The 15120-nt window shown below is 69.4% G+C and carries 13 protein-coding genes and 2 tRNA genes; 8 read left to right on the top strand and 7 right to left on the bottom strand.

Annotation, left to right across the window (positions count from 1 at the left end; all coding sequences use genetic code 11):
* Positions 1-3 precede the first annotated feature (3 nt).
* Together ACLHG5_RS05655 and ACLHG5_RS05650 are read left to right on the top strand one after the other, a co-directional pair.
* Positions 4-615: an FMN-binding negative transcriptional regulator gene (locus ACLHG5_RS05655; RefSeq protein WP_411315125.1), complete on the top strand. Its 612-nt coding sequence runs from the start codon at positions 4-6 to the stop codon at positions 613-615.
* The gene (locus ACLHG5_RS05650; RefSeq protein ID WP_411315126.1) at positions 612-2066 is read left to right on the top strand and encodes an amidohydrolase family protein; all 1455 of its coding nucleotides are present in this window, start codon (positions 612-614) and stop codon (positions 2064-2066) included. Before ACLHG5_RS05655 ends, ACLHG5_RS05650 begins: the two co-directional genes overlap by 4 nt.
* A gap of 16 nt (positions 2067-2082) precedes the next feature.
* Here the strand turns inward: ACLHG5_RS05650 and ACLHG5_RS05645 are convergent, their stop codons facing one another.
* The 4 genes from ACLHG5_RS05645 to ACLHG5_RS05630 all read right to left on the bottom strand — a co-directional run bounded on the left by ACLHG5_RS05645 (position 2083) and on the right by ACLHG5_RS05630 (position 8854).
* Complete coding sequence (locus ACLHG5_RS05645) at positions 2083-2571, bottom strand: Dps family protein (protein WP_411315127.1); 489 nt, start codon at positions 2569-2571, stop codon at positions 2083-2085.
* 88 nt (positions 2572-2659) lie between these two features.
* On the bottom strand, positions 2660-7186 hold the full coding sequence (locus tag ACLHG5_RS05640; protein ID WP_411318076.1) for an SCO7613 C-terminal domain-containing membrane protein: 4527 nt from the start codon (positions 7184-7186) through the stop codon (positions 2660-2662).
* 235 nt (positions 7187-7421) lie between these two features.
* The gene (locus tag ACLHG5_RS05635; protein ID WP_411315129.1) at positions 7422-8138 is read right to left on the bottom strand and encodes a class F sortase; all 717 of its coding nucleotides are present in this window, start codon (positions 8136-8138) and stop codon (positions 7422-7424) included.
* 2 nt (positions 8139-8140) lie between these two features.
* Positions 8141-8854, bottom strand: coding sequence for a CHRD domain-containing protein (locus ACLHG5_RS05630; RefSeq protein ID WP_411315130.1), 714 nt, complete (start codon positions 8852-8854; stop codon positions 8141-8143).
* Positions 8855-9070: 216 nt separating this feature from the next.
* Between ACLHG5_RS05630 and ACLHG5_RS05625 the strand changes: the two genes are divergently transcribed.
* Together ACLHG5_RS05625 and ACLHG5_RS05620 are read left to right on the top strand one after the other, a co-directional pair.
* A complete protein-coding gene (locus ACLHG5_RS05625) occupies positions 9071-9751 on the top strand; it encodes an RNA polymerase sigma factor (protein WP_411318075.1) in 681 nt (226 codons plus the stop codon).
* Positions 9748-10479 carry a hypothetical protein gene (locus tag ACLHG5_RS05620; RefSeq protein WP_411315132.1) on the top strand — a complete coding sequence of 244 codons (732 nt, stop codon included), beginning with the start codon at positions 9748-9750 and terminating at the stop codon, positions 10477-10479. Before ACLHG5_RS05625 ends, ACLHG5_RS05620 begins: the two co-directional genes overlap by 4 nt.
* Before the next feature lie 23 nt (positions 10480-10502).
* On the opposite strand, the gene ACLHG5_RS05615 is transcribed toward ACLHG5_RS05620, so the two are convergent.
* A complete protein-coding gene (locus ACLHG5_RS05615) occupies positions 10503-10682 on the bottom strand; it encodes a DUF2510 domain-containing protein (RefSeq protein ID WP_411315133.1) in 180 nt (59 codons plus the stop codon).
* A gap of 189 nt (positions 10683-10871) precedes the next feature.
* Positions 10872-10942, bottom strand: a tRNA-Gly gene (locus ACLHG5_RS05610).
* Between the two features lie 158 nt (positions 10943-11100).
* On the opposite strand from ACLHG5_RS05610, the gene ACLHG5_RS05605 reads away from it, so the two are divergent.
* The 4 genes from ACLHG5_RS05605 (at position 11101) to ACLHG5_RS05590 (ending at position 14182) form a co-directional block, all read left to right on the top strand.
* A tRNA-Pro gene (locus ACLHG5_RS05605) sits at positions 11101-11174 on the top strand.
* A gap of 94 nt (positions 11175-11268) precedes the next feature.
* Positions 11269-12648 carry a trigger factor gene (gene tig, locus ACLHG5_RS05600; protein ID WP_411315134.1) on the top strand — a complete coding sequence of 460 codons (1380 nt, stop codon included), beginning with the start codon at positions 11269-11271 and terminating at the stop codon, positions 12646-12648.
* A gap of 170 nt (positions 12649-12818) precedes the next feature.
* Positions 12819-13499, top strand: a complete 681-nt coding sequence (locus ACLHG5_RS05595) for an ATP-dependent Clp protease proteolytic subunit (protein WP_411315135.1) — start codon at positions 12819-12821, stop codon at positions 13497-13499.
* A 14-nt stretch (positions 13500-13513) separates the two neighbouring features.
* Positions 13514-14182, top strand: coding sequence for an ATP-dependent Clp protease proteolytic subunit (locus tag ACLHG5_RS05590; protein WP_411315136.1), 669 nt, complete (start codon positions 13514-13516; stop codon positions 14180-14182).
* Between the two features lie 76 nt (positions 14183-14258).
* Here ACLHG5_RS05590 and ACLHG5_RS05585 read toward each other — a convergent pair whose 3' ends face one another.
* Complete coding sequence (locus tag ACLHG5_RS05585; RefSeq protein WP_411315137.1) at positions 14259-14972, bottom strand: copper resistance protein CopC; 714 nt, start codon at positions 14970-14972, stop codon at positions 14259-14261.
* Between the last annotated feature and the right edge of the window lie 148 nt (positions 14973-15120).

Genomic DNA, 15120 nt, shown 5'->3' with positions numbered 1-15120 from the left:
CCGATGCGATACACACCCGCGTACCTCCTCGACGATCCCGCGGAGGTCAAACGCCTCATCCGTGAGAACCCGTGGGCGACGATCGTGTCGTCGACGGCCGCGGGCATCGTGGCATCCCACTATCCGATCATGCTCGACGAGTCCGTCGAGGGGATCAGCATCGTCAGTCATGTGGGGCGACCGGATGAACGTGCTCACGAGCTCGGCAAGCACGAGGTGCTCGTCATCGTGCAGGGCCCCCACGGCTACATCTCACCCGGGTGGTACGAGGGCGACGGATTCGTGCCGACCTGGAACCACGTGACCGCCCACTTGTGGGGCACCCCCGAGATCCTCGACGACGACGAGAACTTCTCGGTGCTGAGCGAGCTCGTCGACCACTTCGAGAAAGAGATGCCCGCGCCCGTGTCACTCGACGTCGACGAGATGCAGGCTCGCCGCATCGCGACCGGCACCGTCGGCATCCGTGTCGACGTGACGAGGTTCGACGCGAGGCTCAAGCTCAGCCAGGGGAAGTCACCCGAGGTCGCGGCCCGCATCATCGACGAGCTCGATCACGGAGACGCATATCGCAACCCCGGTCTCGCCGCCGAGATGCGCCGGGTGCACGAGTGAGTCTCGTCCTCCGCGATGTGCGCGTCGTCGGCGGTTCGACCGACCCCGTCGACGTGCTCCTCAAGCACGGGGTCGTCACCGACATCGGACCGGGTCTCACGGGAACGGCGGAGGTGTCGGCAGGCGGCCGGTGGATGATCCCGGGGCTCTGGGATGAGCACGTGCACGCGAGTCAAGCGGCTCTCACGCGCCGTCGGGTGGACGTGTCGCTCGCGGCATCCGCCGCCGACGCCGCAGCGATCATGGCGGCGGCACCCGCACCCGAGCACGGTCTGCCTCTCGTGGGCTACGGGTTCCGCGATTCACTCTGGCCGGACCTCGCTCACAGGGCCGTACTCGACGACGTTGTCGCGGGTTACCCCGTGGTGATCGTGAGCGCCGACCTGCACTGCTGCTGGCTCAACTCGGCGGCCCTCGCGCACTTCGGGCTCGATCGCGCCTCCGACGGGGTCTTGCGCGAAGAGGATGCCTTTCCGGTCACGAGCGCCGTTCAGAATGTGCCCGCGACCGTGCTCGACGGGTGGGTCGAGGCCGCGATGACCGAGGCCGCGGGGCGCGGGATCGTGGGGATCGTCGACCTCGAGATGCGCGGGGCCGTCGCCGACTGGTCTCGGAGGTTCGCGGCGGGCTTCCGCACGGTGAGGGTCGACGCGGGTGTCTACCCTGCGGAATTGGATGCCGCCCTCGCCGCCGGACTGCGCTCGGGCCTCGTGGTCGACGGTTCCGCCGGGCGATTGCGGGTCGGCCCGTTCAAAGTCATCACCGACGGTTCGCTCAACACCCGCACCGCCCTGTGCGTCGATGCGTACCCCGGATCGAGCGGAGCCCACGCCCACGGTCAGCTGACGGTCGAGACCGACCGACTCATCGACCTGCTCAGGCGGGCGACCGCGGGCGGATTCACCTCTGCTGTGCACGCGATCGGCGACGAGGCGAACAGACTCGCCCTCGACGCCTTCGAGGCCGCGGGATGCGGCGGGAGGATCGAGCACGCCCAACTCGTGCGCGACGCGGACTTCGACAGGTTCGCTCGGCTCGGAGTCGGTGCGAGCGTGCAACCCGAACACGCCATGGACGACCGCGAGGTCGCCGACGTCTTGTGGCATGGTCGCACCGATCGCGCGTTCGCCCTCCGCAGGCTCGTGGATGCCGGCGTCACGCTCGTTCTGGGCTCCGATGCTCCTGTCGCGCCCCTCGATCCGTGGGTGACGATCGCCGCCGCGACCTCCCGCTCGCGCGACGGCCTCGAGCCGTGGCATCCGGAGCAGCGCCTCTCGTTCGACGAGGCGCTCACGGCTTCGACGCGGGGACGCTCACGCGTCGAGGTCGGCGACGTCGGTGACCTCGTGCTCGTCGACATCGACCCGAGCACAGCGAAGACCGACGAGCTCCGATCGATGCCTGTCGCCGCGACGATGGTCGACGGTTACTTCACGCACTCCCGGTTGTGATGCGCGGGTAACGACGTCACGCGGTCGCGATGTGCGCGAAGAGGAACCAGCGGTCCTTCTCGAGGGCTCGTGCGATCTCGATGGCCACATCTTGGCTCACGGGGTCGAGGATGGCGAGTTCGTCGACCGCGGTGCGCACCGTCGTGAGGGCCGCGTCGATGTGACCGACCATCTCGGCGATCACCCGATCGGTCGACTGGAACCCCGCCGACAGGGTCGGGGTCGTCTTCTTGGTGGCGACGGTCGACACGCGCGCGTCGAGGGGGAGTCCGAGGGCGACGACCCGCTCCGCGGCGAGGTCGGCGTAATCCCGAGCGTGATCGACGACGGTGTCGAGCAACTCGTGAACAGCCTGGAAGTTGGCGCCGCGCACGTGCCAGTGGGCCTGTTTGCCGTCGACCGCGAGGGCGGTGAGGTCGACGACGACGGGGGCGAGGAACTGCGCCACGCCCGCGGTGATGTCGGGATCGATGGGGCTGTGGGACACAGAACTGATGTCGGTCATGGGCTGCTCCGTTTCGGTGACGTTGATGTCAATGTACGCCGATGGTTGTTCTGCGCAAGCAAGCTGAGGCAACGCTTATCCGCTGTTCTCAGCGCAGTTTCGCCACCGAGACCGCAGCCGATTTGAGGTTCGCGACGCGTTTCTCGTATCGCGCGGCGAGGGCCACGACGATGGCACCGCCGATCGTGAGCCAGAGGGGCCAGGGGAGCGCCGCGTATGCCGCCCTGATCTGCGGGGTGAAGGTCGCGATGGCGTGGATGAGAACGACGGCACTCGCGATCACGAACGGTGCCTGGAGCCGTCGTGAGACCCCCGCGATGAGCACGATGACGCTCACGACCCCCAGGGCGACGAGACGCCAGACGGGCCGATCGCCGAGGGTTGCGAGGAGGGAGGGCACGAGGAGGAGCGCGACGCCGGGGCCGAGCCACGGCCAACTGCGAGCGTCGGGGTCGCGCGCGAGACGGGTCGCACCCGACGCCATGAGGGCGACCGCGAGGGGGACGGTCACGACTTCGAGGGGATCGGCGGATCCGGCTGCGATGGCGAGACCCGCGATGGCGACGCCCGCGAGGATCGAGACGAGCGAGAGGACCGTCGACAACCGAGGCCCGGCGGCGAGGGCCGTCACGAGGTGCACCGCGCTCAGGAGCAGCACGACGAGGAGCGCCCGCACGACGGTGTCGGTGTGTGCGACGAGCGGCCATTCGACCGCGACGGATGCGACGAGCGTGACGAGGGCGAGGATGAGAGCGAAAACGCGTCGTCGCGGCTGTGCGGGGTCGGTGCGCTCTCGAGAGAGACCGTAGGCGGAGACGATCGCGACAGCGACGGCGGGGACGAGCCAGGCCTCGGGGGTGAACGAGCGGTCGAGCTCGGCCCCGATGAGTGCGTCGGATTCGACGATGGCCCGGCCGAGGGACACCACGACGACACCGAGGGCCGCGGCGATCGCGGCAGCGTCGAGGAAGGGCCGCGGCCGCCCGGTCGCCGTGGCGAGGCTCGCGGCGAGGAGAAGCGCAGCACTCGCGACGAAGACGACGACGGCACGCACGAGGGACCCGTCGCTCGCGACGATCGCGAGGGGCAGGATCGCGACGACGAGGCCCACGAGAGTCAGGGTCGGTGCCGCATCGAAGGCCGTCGCATCCGCTCCTCGCGGGTCGGCCGGGTGCTCGAGGTGCGCTCGAGCCGGCCGCTCGCGTTCGAGCAGAGCAGCGATGAGGAGCACTGCGCCCGCGACCGGGAGCGTGTAGGCCTCGACCGCGACGACGGACTCGTCGCCGAGCTTGAGCCACAGCCCCGCGACCGCCACGGCGAGTGCCGCCCAGCCGAGCTGGTGTCGTCGCGACCGCGATGCGAGCAGTCCGTCGGCGCTGACCGCGACCACGAGAAGCGCGATCGCGAGGAGCACGAGCACGAACCACGATGCTCCGTCGTAGTCGATGATCGCCACGAGTGCGGCGGGGGCGGCGACGAGCGCAGCACCGGTGTCGATCGCCCCTCGGGAGACCGGTGGGCGCGAGGTCGACGTCGATCGAGCCGACCAGGCGAGGGCGGCGACGGCGGTGATGAGCGCGGCGAGGGCGGGAATGATCGCGCTCGTCGCGCTCCCGGGGTCGACGACGTCGATGCTGCTCGCGAGCACGAGGAACACGACCGGGGCGAGAGCGACGGACGCCGCGACGCGTTCGACGCGGGCCGCCCTCGTTGTGCGCCGCGCGAGGAAGGCGGTGAGCGCGGCGAGCACCCCCACGTACACTGCGGCGACGACGAGCGGTGCCGCCATCCGATCTCCACTGACGCCGACGATCGAGAGCGCGGGCAACGTCGCTGTCAGGAGAGCGCACGCGAAGGCGACCCAGAAGATCGCCCGGCGATCGAGCGTCGAGAGCGCGAATCGTGCGGTCGGTGCGCGGGGTGGAAGAAGCGTGAGCGCGATAGCGGCGGCGGATGCGGCGAGCGCTGCGAGTGCGGCGTCGGCTCGCGCCGAACCCGTCGGCTCGATCGCGCGGACCACGTCTGTCGCGAGAGCGCCGACGGCGGAGAGCAGGAGCGCCGTGGCCGCCGCGACGAGAGCGGCAGACATGCTGGGAACGGTGCGGACGAGGGCGAGCATGAGGGCGGTCGCGGCACTGAGGGCGAGCACGATCCACGCGGTGCGCGCGTCGGCCCCGACCGTGTGCGCGAGAACTCCGAGAGCGACCGCTCCGACGCCGATGTGGCACGAGCGTGCGATCGTGCGAATGCGAGGGTCGTCGGGGGCGATGCGGAGGGAGGCGACGAGAGCGGCGGCCGCGACGAGAGTCGCGGCCCCCGCAGCGCTCGCACCGACGATGACGTCGGATGCGTCGGCGGCGGTCGTGATCGTCACCGTGGCGAGGAGCAGGGCTGGAGCGATGATCGCCCCGGAGAGAACGCGCTCGACGAAGGCCGACTCGAGGGTGCGCGCGAGAGCCCACGCGACGACGGCCGCGACGAGGGCCGCCGCGACGACCGCGTCGACCGCGGGAGGGACGAGCCGCGTCGTCCCGCCGAGCCACGCGGGGCTCAGCACGACCCCGGCACCCACGGCGACCGGCAGTCCGAGCCAGAATGCCGTGCGCCTCTCGAGAGTCTGCACCCGCCGAGATGGGAGCAGCGCGGCGAGCGTGACGAGAACGATGGCGGCGACGGAGCTGAACCGCGTGGCGTCTGTCGCGCGAGTGAGCGTCGGCACGTCGAGCGCCGAGGTGAGGTGGAGCGCCGTCGCTCCCGCGGAGGTGAGGAGCAGGAGGACCATCGTGCCCGTGGACAGGGCCGCGATCGTCGGCCGCGTCGGGGCGACTCCGCGCGCGGCGACCGCGAGAGCGACCGCGGCCGCGGCGACGACAGGCCAGGTTCCGAGGGCGAGCCACCCGGTTATCCACAGACAAACGGTCGACACCACGGCGATCGCGGCGAGAATGACGCGGTCGCGGGCGCGCACTCGTCTCCGGCCGGCGATCGCGACAGCGAGCGAGCCCGCGGCGAGCGCGAAGTAGGCCGCGAGGATGGCGGGAAGGGACTCGAGCAGGGGCACGGCGAGAGCGGCGACGGCGAGAGCGCCCCAGACGAGCGCGGCACCGCGGCGACGGTCGCCCGCGCGAGCGAGGCCGATCCACGCGCCGGCCACGAGCACGACGGCGGCACCGAGCGCTCCTAGCGAGGGGATGTCCCAGTGCGTCGGCTCGGTGACGGTCGCCGTCACGTCGACACTCCACGGTGCGGCGATCGCCCCGGCGAGAAGGCGGATCGAGGCGAACACGGCGAAGCCCACGGGCGCAGCGAAGAGCGCCGCAGTCGACACGACGGTCGACACGAGGGCCGCAGTCGTCGCACGGGCGTGCGCACCCGTGCGCGTGCGCCGCCACAGCACTTCGGCAGCGAGGGCGACCGCGAGCGCGGCGACGGGGGCGACCGACACGAGCAGGTCGTCGTGGGTGCTGTGTGCGACCGACGCGAATCCGAGCGTCGCGAGGTCGAGGCCGGCGACGACGGCGAAGACGGTGACGAGGGGATGCCACGGCGCTCCGGGCCGAGCCCCAGATGGCGAGTGTTCGTCGCGCGGGAGACGGAGGCGTGCGAGCACGAGGATGTGGACGACGGCGACGATCGCGACGAGAGCGAGCGAGACGGGCGCCGTGACGGCGTCGCCGGCGGAGCGCTCGCTCGAGAAGGCCGCGATGGAGGCGATGACGAGCGCGACGGCCGTCGTGACGAGGAGGATGGCCCGCTCGGGTGTGCCGTCGACGTCGGCGGTTCTCGCGCGGGGAACACGCCCGATCGTCGCGTGCAGGAGCCCCGCGACCGCAATCGCGAGGGCGACCACGGTCACGTGCATCGCTGTCGCGAGTCCATCGGTCACCGCGACCGCGAGCAGGCCGGCCCCGGGCCCCACGCCGATGTGCGCGGCGAGGCCGGGCACGCGCAAACCCGAGGTGTGGTGCCACACGGCGAAGAGACCGGAGGCGACGACGATCGTGATCCCCCAGAACAGGGCTCCTTCGACGGAGGCGGTGCCCGCGAGGTCGTTGGCTCGAACCGCGAAAGCGTCGAGATAGATGAGCACGACGGCGAACGTCGCGAGCCCCTCCGCCGTGGCGCCGAGTCTCTTCTTCAGGATGGTGGCCGCGACGATCGTCGCGATCGTGACCGTGCCGATGATGATCGACCTCGCGAGGAGCCCGTAGGTGACGAAGGCATAGACGAGGAAGGTGATCGCTCCGATGGAGAGCAGCGTTATCCCGATGCCGAGGAAGATCACCTGCACGCTCGAGGTGCGCGCGGGAGCCGGTCTCGACACCTCTCCTGCTGACACCGGAACGGCGGGCGGAGCGGAGGATGCCGTCACCGCACCGGGCACGGTCGACGGCGACGGGGCGGCCACGGTCTGTCGCGGCGGCGCTGCGGCAGCGGAAGCCGCCGAAGCCACCCCTGCGGCCGCGTCGGTCGCCGCCGCGACTCTCTGCCTCGCGGTGTCGGCTTGCTTCGCGGTGTCGGCGCGGATGTGCGAGATGAGCACGACGCGGTCGTCGAGGGCGCGGGCGGCCGCGAGAGATGCCTCGAGCAGTGTCGCCGCCGAGGGGTGGGCCACGTCGAGCCCGCAGCGCCCGCAGCGTGTCGATGTCAGGCTCGTGAAACAGGCCGGGCACTTCGTCGTGTCGCTCAAGTCTGCGGATCCGCGAGGCCATGAGGCCCCGCCGGGGGTTCCGGATGCGCGGGATGAAGGCGATGCGGCGTCGTCTGGCGGGGTCACGCCCTCAGGTTAGTCTCAGGTTCGCGCCGGTCCGGCGGTCACGTGACAGAAACTCGCGTGCGGGGCAGACCGACTACTCCGGGAGGACTCGAACCGCCGACACCACGAGGTTGTCGTCGTAGTGGCCGATCGTCGTGTCGAAGAATCCCGTGCATGTGATGAGGCGCACTTCGTCGTCGGCGACGGCTCCGAACACGTCGGTGGTCGGGAACTCCGCCTTCGCATAGTTCGCGGAGTCGTAGACCTCGTATTCGAAGTCCGTTCCGTCCACTCCCGTGAGGGTGAACCGGTCGCCGTTCTCGAGTTCACCGAGCCGCACGAACGCCGCGGGGCCCGAGGGGGAGTCGACGTGCGCGGCGACGACCGTCGGTCCGCGGCCACCGGGCTTCCCTCCTCCCGTGAACCAGCCGATGTCGTCGAAGTCGACGGGCACCTCGAGGGTTCCGTCGGCCTGAATGCCGAGGTCGATGAGAGCGGAGTCGACGCCGATGGTCGGGAGGGACACTCGAGCGGGGACGACACCGTCGCCGAGAGCAGGCTCGACCGTGGGCGACGTGTCGGCGGCGGCGTCGGGCGCGGGTGCTGACGGCTCCGGCGCGACCGACTCCGTCGGTGCCGACTGCGTCGGGGCGGGGGAGGACGGATCGGAGGTCGAGGGCGAGCACCCCGCGAGTGCCACCACGATGGCGACGCCCAGGATGCCGACGACGGACGAGCGTGTGGAGAGGGGCGCACGCCCGCGACCCCGACGACGCGAGGTCGTCGAGGCCGCGGTGCGTGCGCGTGTCATCGTCAGTTCGAGGCCGAAGCGCGACGACGCATGACGACCGTCGCCGCGGTTCCGAGCGCAGCGAGCGCGCCGAGGGCGATGAGGCCGGCGGGAGCGGAGTCATCTGCGGTGGCGAGTCCTCCGCCACCGGTCTGCACTCCGCCGACCGGAACCTGGCTCAGCTGTCCGCGCACGACTCCGGCGGGGAAGTCGACGGTGTGCGAGTCACCGGTGAATCCGGCGGGGTTCGCCTCGATCTGCGCGAGGGTGAAGCCCTCTCCCGTGTCGGCTCCGTCGGGTGCGACACCGGTCGTGAACGGGCCCTGCAGGCAGCCGGAGCTCGTGCGAGGGCCATCCCCGACAGGCTCGGGGTTGGGGAACGCGATGCGGGGCGGGCCGGACTCGCCGGCCGCAGCCTCGTGGATGTGCGTCGCGGTCTTCGCGGGGCTCTCGTAGTCACCGGTGACGCCCTCGAGGGTGATGTCGTAGCAGATGATCTCGAGGTCGGAGTTGATGCGGAAGTCGAAGGTGCCGGTCGCGCCCTCTTCACCGGGGGCGGCGTTGCCGTCGGTGTCGATGACCTCGCCCGGGGTCGCCATGACGGTGAACGCGCTCGTGAACGTCGCCGGCTCGGCGACCTCGGTCTCGGCGCTCGCGGGGGCGGCGACCGAGAGGACGGCGAACGCGGCAGCGGCCGCTGCCCCGCCGATGGTGACGGTTCGGGTGTTTCTCTTCATCGACATGGTGTGCCTTTCGAGTGGGTGGGCGCCGTCGTGCGCCCGATTACGAGGGGGTACGTCGAGGCCCGGGCATCCGTTCATCCGATTCGGAGAATCTTTTTCATCGGCGTCATTGCCTGCGTCATGGGAGAGCGGATGAACGAATCCGCCCGCTCCGACGTATCCCCTCGTACCGATCGACCCGGACCGGCTGACTTAGGGTGAGAGGGTCTTGTGACCGACGTGCAGAGCAGGAGTGTGATCACCCTGAGTGCTTCGGGTACCCCGTTCTGGAAGCATCGCTCCTCCCGTGCGACCGGCCGAGGGCTCGCCGCGGTGCCCCCCGCTGTCGAGTCGCCGGGTGCTGTCGAGTCGCGCAGCGCCGTTCCCACCACGCCTGCCGGTGTCGACTTCGACGTGTCGTCGGCCTACGACGAGCACGGTGCGAGCCTCTTCGGTTTCGCGATCAACGCGCTCGGCGACCGGGAGCTCGCCGAAGACTGCGTGCAGGAGACGTTTCTCAAGGCGTGGCGGGCTCGCGAGAGCTTCGACCCCGCGAAGGCATCGACACGTACCTGGCTCTTCGCGATCGCCCGCAACGTGATCATCGATTCGCGGCGGTCGCTGCAGCGGATGCCGAAGATCTCCGACAGTGCCGACCTCGCAGACCTGGCGGATGTCGGCACCGACGAGCTCGAGCGCCTGCGCGTGCTCGAGGCGCTCGCGAAGCTCAGCGCCGAGCACCGTCTCGCCGTCGTCGCGGTGCACCTTCACGGGGAGTCCTACGCCGAGCTCGCGGCGCGCACGGGCGTCGGAGCGACGACGCTGCGAACGCGGGCGTTCTACGGTTTGCGGGCGCTCCGCGAACACCTCGACACCGCCGACGATCCCCACAACGACAGGAGCCCCTCGTGACTCACGACGACGAACGCGCCCGGCTCGTCTCCGCCGCGATCGCGGGGGAGCTCACCGCCGACGATGAGCGCGCACTCGAGACGCTGCGTGCAGCCGATCCCGGTGTCGACGCGGAGATCGTCCGGCTGGCCGAGGCGGCCACACGTGTTCGGGCCCTCGGTGGATGGATCGAGCACGAGCCGTCGGTCGCCCTCGGCGACCGCATCACCGCCGCAGTGCGGGCGGACGGGGTGACACCGCTCTCGGCCGTCCCGCCGCTCACCGCCGAGACCCTGAGACGCCGGGTTCCGGGATCGCTGCGTCGCCGCGTGGTTCTCGTCGCCGCTGCCGCCGCGTGCATCGCCCTCGGCGCAGGCTCGGCTCTCGCAACCCAAGCGGTGATCGACGCGCCACCCACCGGCGGTCCGGGAACCCTCGGGGCGATCGAGACGGTCGATTTCGTCGGCGAACCCTCGGGCGTTCAGGTCGAGGGGAGCGTCGTCGCACACACGTGGGGCACGGAGACGGTGCTCGAGATCGACGGACTCGAGACCGACAGGTACGCGGTCGTGCTCGTCGCCACCGACGGAACCGAGTCGGAATCGGGCACCTTCCTCGGCAGCACCGCTCTCATCGAGTGCTCGATGAACGCCGCGGTCCTCCGCGAATCCGTCGAGCTCGTCGAGATCCGGGATGCGAGCGGCGAGACCGTGGCGACCGCCGAGCTCCCGGGAGTGCAGCCGAGCTGACGAACGGCGTGTGCGCCGAGCCGTCAGGCGGCGTCGGGGGAGTCGACGAACGACACCCGGAACTGCCGTGACACCTGGAGTTCGACGCTCGGCTCGTCGATCTGGTTGGTCCAGCTCGAGCCGTTCCACCAGCGCAACTGGGGGAGTCCGAGGGGGTCGGTGTACCAACCGGCGGGGGCGAGGGATGCGGGCGCTGAAGACATGGGTGTGCTCCGGGGGGTGGCCTGCCGCGGGGGCCTAGCGGGTGCGGCGTGTGCTGAACCGTGCAGCGAATCGGGGTGCGGTTGGGGGTGTACCCAGATTAGTCCTCACAAAGGAGGACACGGCAGTACCCCGAACGGGGGGGCGGTGATCGCAAGGCGGAGCACAGCTCTGACGTGATCGAACAGGAGAGGGGATGACGAGAATCGAACTCGCATCATCAGTTTGGAAGACTGAGGCTTTACCACTAAGCTACATCCCCGCAAAAATCAGCCGAAGCCGATGAGTGCGACCATCAGCCTAATACATTCCGCTGGCACCGCGCGTCGCCTCGCTCGGCTAGACTTGCCGAGGCCAAATTTCAGGTGACAGCTGATCGGAACCAGTCGGTGCTGCGTTGTGCACGATGGAACGCAGAACCGGGGCGTAGCTCAGCTTGGTAGAGCGCTCGGTTTGGGACCGAGAGGTCGCAGGTTCGAATCCTGTCGCCCCGACGCGGTGCCTCCGGCAACCCCACGAAGTCGAAAACCCACCCATCCAGTACGGCGAAGTCCAGTACCCAGTACGTCGAAAACAGGAGAATCCATCGTGAAGACCACGGTCGAGAAGCTGAACCCCACGCGCGTCAAGCTCACCATCGCGGTGACCCCCGAGGAGTTGAAGCCGAGCGTCGACCACGCTTACGGCCACATCGCCGAGTCGGTCAACATCCCCGGTTTCCGCAAGGGCAAGGTGCCGCCGCCCATCATCGACCAGCGCGTCGGGCGCGGCGAGGTGCTGCAGCATGCCGTGAGCGACGGTCTCGACAAGTTCTACCGCCAGGCCGTGAAAGAGGAGAAGGTGCGCCCCCTCGGTCGCCCCGAAGCCGACGTCACCGAGCTGCCCGACATCAAGGACTTCAGCGGTGACCTCGTCATCGTCGTCGAGGTCGACGTGCGCCCCGACTTCGAGCTCCCCGAGACCGACGGCCTCGAGCTCACGGTCGACGCGATCACCGTCGACGACGACGAGGTCGAGACCGAGCTCAACAACCTCCTCACGCGCTTCGGCACCCTCGTGACCGTCGACCGCCCGGCCAAGACCGGCGACTTCGCGCAGATCGACCTCGTCGCCATGATCGACGACACCGAGGTCGACACGGCGAGCGGCATCTCCTACGAGGTCGGCTCCGGCGACCTCATCGACGGCATCGACGAGGCACTCGACGCGCTCAGCGCCGGCGAGACCACGACCTTCGAGTCGAAGCTCCTCGGGGGCGACAACGAGGGCCAGACCGCACAGATCACCGTGACGCTCCTCGCCGTCAAGGAGCGCGAGCTCCCCGCGGCCGACGACGACTTCGCGCAGATCGCGAGCCAGTTCGACACGATCGACGAGCTCAAGGCAGACCTGCAGGAGCAGGTCTCGAAGTCGAAGGTCTTCGGCCAGGGCACCCAGGCGCGCGACCAGATCGTCGACCGCCTCCTCGAGAAGGTCGACATCCCCGTTCCCGCGAAGCTCGTCGAAGACGAGGTGCACCGTCACCTCGAGAACGAGAACCGCCTCGAAGACGACGAGCACCGCGCCGAGGTGACCGAAGCGAGCGAGAAGACGTTCCGCAGCCAGATCCTCCTCGACGCGATCGCCGAGAAGGAAGAGATCAAGGTGAGCCAGAACGAGCTCACGCAGTACCTCATCCAGGGCGCTGCGCAGTACAACATGGAGCCGGGCGAGTTCATCAAGATCCTCGACCAGAACGGCCAGATCCCCGGCATGATCGGGGAGGTCGCTCGCGGCAAGGCTCTCGCGACCGTGCTCAACAAGGCCAAGGTCGTGGATGCCGACGGCAACGCCGTCGACATCTCGTCGTTCACCGAGCCCGTCATGGTCGACGACGACAGCGCGATCATCTCGGCCGACGACGTCTCCGGCGGCGGAGACGACGACGAGGATCACGAGGGTCACGACCACGCCGGACACCAGCACTGATCGACCCCGAACTCCTGCTCGGCCCACGGCCCGTCGCGAAAGCGGCGGGCCGTTCGGCGTCTGTCGGGCGGGTGAGCCCGCGCGGGTATCTGCCCAGGGCGAACAGCCCGATGTGGCCGCGTTGTTCCCGATAGATTCGACACAAGCGATAACTGAAACGGAGCGCAACCATGGCCCAACCGGCATTGGTCTCGAGCATTTTCGACCAACTCCTCAAGGACCGCATCATCTGGCTCGGGTCAGAGGTGCGTGACGACAACGCCAACGAGATCTGCGCAAAGATCCTGCTGCTGGCAGCGGAGGATCCCGAACGCGACATCTTCCTCTACATCAACAGCCCCGGTGGTTCGATCACCGCGGGAATGGCGATCTACGACACGATGAAGTTCGTGCCGAACGACATCGTCACGGTGGGCATCGGCCTCGCCGCCTCGATGGGGCAGTTCCTGCTCTCGTCGGGCACCAAGGGCAAGCGATACATCACCCCGAACGCGCGTGTCCTCCTCCACCAGCCGTCCGGAGGCTTCGGTGGCACCTCGGCCGACATCCAGACCCAGGCCAAGGTCATCCTCGACATGAAGCAGAGGATGGCGGAACTGACCGCCGAGCAGGTCGGCAAGCCGATCGAGCAGATCCTCATCGACAACGACCGTGACAACTGGTTCACGGCGCAGGAAGCCCTCGAGTACGGCTTCGTCGATCACCTCCGCGAGTTCGCGTCCGACGTCATCGGCGGCGGCGGAACCGACGAGAGCGTCACCGAGAAGACGGTTTCGACCGAACCCGACGCGGGCCAGGGAACCGGCGACCTCCCAGAGCACTCGTCCGAGACTCCCGACAGCTCCAACTAAGGCAGAAAGACACCATGGACATCTCTTCCTTCGGCGGTAACGCAGGCCCCGTGGCCGAGTCCCGCTACATCCTCCCGACCTTCGAGGAGCGCACGGCCTACGGGTACAAGCGTCAAGACCCCTACGCGAAGCTCTTCGAAGACCGCATCGTGTTCCTCGGTGTGCAGGTCGACGACGCGTCGGCCGACGACGTCATGGCGCAGCTCCTCGTTCTCGAGAGCCAGGACCCCGACCGCGACATCGTCATGTACATCAACTCACCCGGCGGCTCGTTCACGGCCATGACGGCGATCTACGACACGATGCAGTACATCCGTCCGCAGATCCAGACGGTGTGCCTCGGTCAGGCGGCGTCGGCTGCCGCAGTGCTCCTCGCTGCGGGAACCCCCGGCAAGCGCCTCGCGCTGCCGAACGCGCGCATCCTCATCCACCAGCCCTCGACGGGCGACGCGGGCCGCGGCCAGGCGTCGGACATCGAGATCCAGGCGCAGGAGATCCTCCGCATGCGCACGTGGCTCGAGTCGACGCTCGCGCACCACTCGAACCGCAGCGTCGAGCAGGTCAACAAAGACATCGATCGCGACAAGATCCTCGGAGCGGATGCCGCCCTCGAGTACGGTCTCATCGACCAGGTGTTGACCTCGCGCAAGAACATCCAGGCGCCCGCCGCACTCGTGCAGTAGGTTCCACCGATAACGATGAAGCCCGCCGGGAGACCGGCGGGCTTCGTCGTGTGCGGGCTTCGTCGTATTGACGCGGTCAGTCGGTGTCGTCGCGGCGCGAGCCCGTGCGCTTCGCGCGGGCGAACTTCACGCCGAGCGTGACGAGGGCCGCGATCACGAGGGCGATGCCCCCGACCCACAGCACCGTCGAGAGGGAATCCGTCGCGGTCGTGGGCTCGGTGGGCTCGGCGCTCGGGTCGGCCGTGTCGTCGCCCGGCTGGTCGGCTGCCTCGTCGGTCGCGCCGTCGGGGGAGTCGCTGTCGTCCGGAGAGGCGGATGCGCTCGGCTCAGGTGCCGCAGCACCGCACACGGGCGGCTCGGCGCTGCCTTCGGTCGCGACCGAGGGGTCGCTCGGGTCCCACTCGAACTCGAAGGAGTCCGCGACGGGGTGGCCGTCGATCGACACGATCTGCCAGTCGACCGTGTAGTCCCCCGCGGGCCCGAGGGCTGCGGGCGTCGACATCGTCGGTCCATCGACGTCGACGCACCCGTCGCCGTAGAAGAGGCCGTCGGCGTCGGAGACCCTCAAGACGAAGGCGTCCGAGCCGTCGCCGAGGTCGAGCAGCAGGTCGTTCGTCGTGATGTCGAATCGCTCGGGCAGTTCGGTGAGCACGCTGTCGGCTTCGGGCGTCGACGACACGAGGTAGTTGTGGGCAGACGCCGGGGCGGCGAGGGTCGCGACACCGGCGAGGGTCGCGGCGCCGGCGACGAGCGCCGCGGTCGTGAGGCGAGTGCGAGTGGGCGACGGCATACGGATCCTTCGGTTCGGAGCCACTCCAGGGTAGGGGACGCGCGCGACCTCCGCCTGCACGCGTGCCGACCCCGCCCCGATCGCGCGCCTGGACCGGCGCCGTCGTGACGCGGGTTAACAATCGGGGTGGTTGCCCATGACTGTCGGT

Origin of the sequence: Marisediminicola sp. LYQ85 (assembly GCF_046600695.1) — a bacterium.
Classification (GTDB): domain Bacteria; phylum Actinomycetota; class Actinomycetes; order Actinomycetales; family Microbacteriaceae; genus Marisediminicola.
Note: the sequence above shows the minus strand (reverse complement) of the source record. Positions and strands in the feature narration are given on the sequence as shown.